Source organism: Vibrio sp. D401a, from assembly GCF_030248515.1.
GTDB classification, from domain to species: Bacteria; Pseudomonadota; Gammaproteobacteria; order Enterobacterales; family Vibrionaceae; genus Vibrio; species Vibrio rotiferianus.
In genome coordinates this window covers 1-753 of record NZ_JAHGAI010000092.1, presented here as the reverse complement: position 1 = coordinate 753, position 753 = coordinate 1, and the positions used below count along the sequence as shown (strand labels likewise).

1 protein-coding gene is annotated in these 753 nt (G+C 42.9%); it reads right to left on the bottom strand.

Annotated features, from left to right (window positions below; translation table 11 throughout):
* Positions 1 to 260: 260 nt before the first annotated feature.
* Entirely contained in the window at positions 261 to 455 is a 195-nt protein-coding gene (locus tag KIV41_RS24520) for a hypothetical protein (protein ID WP_061065154.1), read from the bottom strand.
* Positions 456 to 753 lie beyond the last annotated feature (298 nt).

The following is a 753-nucleotide window of genomic DNA, read 5'->3' as shown; positions in this document are numbered from 1 at the left end:
AAGTTCGAGTTGTTTGATGCAATCAGACAAATGTGCCCATAAAAATATTTATAACAAAGCATTTAAGAGTGATTCCCAACGCTTGGCATTTTTCATTCCATCGTTGGGTCTTGTGTTTACGGTGGTATGGTGGCAGCGTTGCTCACACCTTAATGCGGCGTTATACGCTGTATGAAGAAAGCCTAAAAATTCAGGTCAAAAATCGCGATTTTGAGCGTTGAGCTCTGGTTTTTGTACGTCGAAGTTTTCCTGTTTCAATCTTAGTTTTCGTTGGTTCTTTGCTCACTTTCGGCTTGCCGTTTGTGTGATGTTTTTCTTCTTTGGTGCTGATTGTTTGGGGTCAGCCCAGGCTGCGCTTTTTGCTGAAATTCAGCTCTGTGATTTTGCCTTTCTAAAAGTCGATTTACTTGCTGAAAGGGCGCTTTCTCTGGTGTGGTGAGTTCACGTGGTTTCATTGAGTTTGTTGAAAGTCCTCATTGTGAAATTGTCTTTCCAAAAGCGTTTGTTGGTGTTGTCAGTCCGTTCTCTGCGGCGCGGTTTGTTCCACGTGGTTTCAGTGGCAAGTCGCTGCAAGTCTAAGCCTGACTTGAATGCATCAAAGCACATAAAGATCATGGTTTCAAAGTAGGGCTTGGCATAAAATCTTGGCTTAAACGTTCGTGCGTATAACAAACTGTTTAAGAGTGATTCGCAACGCGTGGCATTTTTACTATGCGTTGTTTTAAGTGATTAAGGTGGCATGCGGCAGCATCG